Origin of the sequence: Streptomyces sp. NPDC006265 (assembly GCF_040613555.1) — a bacterium.
Taxonomy (GTDB): domain Bacteria; phylum Actinomycetota; class Actinomycetes; order Streptomycetales; family Streptomycetaceae; genus Streptomyces.
Genome location: NZ_JBEXSH010000904.1, coordinates 1 through 3,571 on the forward strand (window position 1 = coordinate 1; position 3,571 = coordinate 3,571).

Consider the following 3,571-nt stretch of genomic DNA (forward strand, 5'->3'; position numbering starts at 1 on the left):
GTCGGCCTTGTCCGCGGGGGCCTGGGAGGCCTCCTTCGCGTCCGCCTTCTTGTCCGCCTTCTCGGCGTTGTCGCCGGTACGGGTCCGCGAGGTGGCGCGGCGCTTGGGCTTGGTCTCGGCGGGCGCGTCGGCCTTCGCGGCCGGAGCGCCGCCGCCGGACGCCTGTGCCTCCTTGATGACCTCGATCAGCTGGCTCTTGCGCATACGCGCGGTGCCCCTGATGCCGAGGCCGGATGCGACCTGCTGCAGCTCGGCCAGCACCATGCCCTCGAGGCCGGTACCGCGGCGCCGCCGGGAGCCGGCACCGGTAGCAGGCGCGGAGGCGTCCGTGGCGGGCGCGGCAGCGGTCTCCTCGACACGTGCGCCCATCAGATCGGTGGTGTCGCTCACGAAGGGTCCTTCCCTGGAGCGGACGTCGGCCTGTCTGGCTCGGCGACCGGTTGTGCTGTCCGACTTCGGTCCGTGTGGTGTGAACCGTGCCGGGGCGGTGGTCCGCCTAAGCGGCGGAGGAATCTGGTGATGGCGCTTCCTTGAGCCGTGGCACCCAGTGTCAGTGTCACGCGGCGTGGTCGCACCGGTTCCGGAGCATGCCCTGCGCCCCGCTCAGTGCCCTTGTACGGCATACGGTCCGACGTACAGAACACAGTGCGGCTTGGGGGGCTCCCGGAAGAATGTCTGTCCCGGACGGGGACACAAGGCACCTCGCCATGGTGGGGTCGGGTGCAGACTTGAGGTTAACACTACCGGATCCAACAAACATTCCCCCTCTCGAAATCCGGTAATCGCGCCGTTTCAGATGTCACCGGAGGCCGCGAGCGGCAGCACGCTGGCGCCCTGCTGATCGAGGCGCAGCCGATTCGCGGCCCAGTCCGCGCCCGCCAGGGCCTCGACCTTGTCGGCGGTCTCCGCGTCGGCCAGGGCCATGACCGTGGGTCCGGCCCCGGAGATGACCGCGGGGATGCCGTCGCCCCGCAGCCGCTCCACCAGTGCCGTGCTCTCGGGCATGGCCGGTGCGCGGTACTCCTGGTGCAGACGGTCCTCGGTGGCGGGCAGGAGCAGTTCGGGGCGGCGCGTCATGGCTTCGACGAGCAGGGCGGCCCGGCCCGCGTTGGTGGCTGCGTCGACGTGCGGAACGGTGCGCGGGAGCAGGCCGCGCGCCGTCTCGGTCAGGACCGGCTTCCCGGGAACGAAAACCACCGGGACGATGGAATCGGCGGCATCCATCCTGATCGCGCGGGCGGCGCCGCCCTCCATCCAGGACAGTGTGAAGCCGCCGAGCAGGCACGCCGCGACGTTGTCGGGGTGGCCCTCGATCTCGGTGGCGAGCTCCAGCAGCGCCGTGTCGTCGAGCTTGGCGTCGGCCCCTATGGTCACGGCGCGGGCGGCGACGATCCCGGCGCAGATGGCGGCCGAGGAGGAACCGAGGCCCCGGCCGTGCGGAATGCGGTTGGCGCAGACGATCTCCAGACCGCGCGGCTGTCCGCCCAGCAGGTCGAAGGCGGTGCGCAGGGAACGCACGAGAAGGTGTTGCTCGTCGCGCGGGAGCGTCTCGCTTCCCTCACCCGCGATGTCGATGTGCAGCCCGGAGTCGGCCACCCGGACGACCACGTCGTCGTACAAGCCCAGCGCGAGGCCGAGGGCGTCGAAGCCCGGGCCGAGGTTGGCGCTGGTGGCGGGGACGCGCACCCGGACGGCGGCGGCACGGAACGCTGGACCGGCCATCGCTCGATGACTCTCCTTGAGCTGCGGTGATTGTCGAATGACGTTCAGTGGACATTCGATGGCGTACGAGAACCCCGGGGGCCGCTGCCGACCGCGAGGGCCGACCGCTGTCCCAGCCGCGGAGACGGCGCGGCACCGCGCTCCGTGCGGAGGCATATGCGGCGGGCGGGTTCAGTACAGCCTATCGAAGGAAGGTTCTGTGGCGACATAGGGCGCACAGGAGGCGCACGATGCGTGTCGTAAGCCCCCTGTGCACCCCCCGCGGGGGACGCCCCCGGGCAAGCGCCGTCCTGCGCCGGACCGTGTCCGGGGTTGCACCGGCGCTCGGTGCGTCGCCGCAGGTCAGACCAGGCCGAGGCGCTCCGCGGCGGCCGCCGCGTCGACGGGTACGGTGACCGGCTGCGGGGCACCGGCGACGGCCCAGTCGGGGTCCTTCAGTCCGTTGCCGGTGACGGTGCACACGATCCGCTGCCCCGGGTCGACCTTGCCCTGCTCGGCGGCCTTCAGCAGACCGGCGACGGACGCGGCGGACGCCGGCTCGACGAAGACACCCTCCTGCGAGGCCAACAGCCGGTAGGCGCGCAGGATCTCACGGTCCGTCACCTCGTCGATGGAGCCGCCCGACTCGTCCCGCGCGGCGAGCGCGTACTGCCAGGAAGCCGGGTTGCCGATGCGGATGGCCGTGGCGATGGTCGAGGGGTCCTTGACGACCTCGCCGCGCACGATCGGGGCGCTGCCGGAGGCCTGGAAACCCCACATCCGCGGCCTCCGGGTCGCCACGCCGTCGGTGGCGTACTCCGTGTAGCCCTTCCAATAGGCCGTGATGTTGCCCGCGTTGCCGACCGGCAGGACGTGGATGTCGGGCGCGTCGCCGAGCATGTCCACGATCTCGAAGGCCGCCGTCTTCTGGCCCTCGATACGTACCGGGTTGACCGAATTGACCAGCGAGACCGGGTAGTTGTCGCTCAGGCCGCGGGCCAGCGTCAGGCAGTCGTCGAAGTTGCCGTCGACCTGGAGGATCTTCGCGCCGTGCACGAGGGCCTGGCCCATCTTGCCCAGCGCGATCTTGCCCTGCGGCACGAGCACGGCGCAGACCATCCCGGCCCGCACGGCGTACGCGGCGGCGGAGGCCGACGTGTTACCGGTGGAGGCGCAGATGACGGCCTTCGCGCCCTCCTCCTTGGCCCGGGTGATGGCCATGGTCATGCCGCGGTCCTTGAAGGACCCGGTCGGGTTCGCGCCCTCGACCTTGAGGTGGACCTCGCAGCCCGTGCGCTCGGAGAGCACCTGCGCGGGCACGAGGGGCGTACCGCCCTCGCGGAGCGTCACGACCGGCGTGCTGTCGGAGACCGGCAGCCGGTCCCGGTACTCCTCGATGATTCCGCGCCACTGGTGGGTCATTGCTGGTTACTCTCCTTCAACCCGCATGATGCTGGCGACACCACGCACGGTGTCGAGCTTGCGCAACGCCTCGACGGTCCCGGTGAGGGCCGCGTCGGACGCACGGTGCGTGACGACGACGAGGGATGCCTCGCCGTCCTTCCCCGATTGGCGCACCGTATCGATCGAGACTCCGTGCTCGGCGAAGACGGTCGCGACCTGGGCGAGAACACCCGGTTTGTCGGCCACGTCGAGGCTGATGTGGTACCGCGTGACGACGTCGCCCATCGGGGACACCGGCAGCGCGGCGTAGGCGGACTCACCCGGCCCGGTCGCGCCGCTCAGCCGGTTGCGGCAGACGGCGACGAGGTCGCCGAGCACGGCGGAGGCGGTGGGGGAACCGCCCGCTCCGGGGCCGTAGAACATGAGCTGTCCGGCGGCGTCGGACTCGACGAACACGGCGTTGTAC

The 3,571-nt window shown here is 71.1% G+C and carries 4 protein-coding genes; all 4 read right to left on the reverse strand.

The genetic code is table 11. The annotated features are described in order from the left end of the window. The coding region (locus ABZ281_RS42465) for a Rho termination factor N-terminal domain-containing protein (RefSeq protein WP_356663379.1) at positions 1–390 on the reverse strand (390 nt) is incomplete at its 3' end. Positions 391–792: 402 nt separating this feature from the next. After that, complete coding sequence (thrB, locus tag ABZ281_RS42470; RefSeq protein WP_298559029.1) at positions 793–1,722, reverse strand: homoserine kinase; 930 nt, start codon at positions 1,720–1,722, stop codon at positions 793–795. A gap of 342 nt (positions 1,723–2,064) precedes the next feature. After that, a complete protein-coding gene (gene thrC, locus ABZ281_RS42475) occupies positions 2,065–3,123 on the reverse strand; it encodes a threonine synthase (protein WP_356663381.1) in 1,059 nt (352 codons plus the stop codon). Between the two features lie 6 nt (positions 3,124–3,129). Beyond that, positions 3,130–3,571 (reverse strand): ACT domain-containing protein (locus tag ABZ281_RS42480; protein ID WP_356663383.1); only part of this gene is annotated, 442 nt, incomplete at its 5' end.

What these genes read in the sequence shown, in the direction of transcription:
- thrB (WP_298559029.1), bottom strand. Translation starts at nt 1,722, where the DNA reads ATGGCCGGTCCAGCGTTCCGTGCCGCCGCCGTCCGGGTGCGCGTCCCC.
- thrC (WP_356663381.1), bottom strand. Translation starts at nt 3,123, where the DNA reads ATGACCCACCAGTGGCGCGGAATCATCGAGGAGTACCGGGACCGGCTG.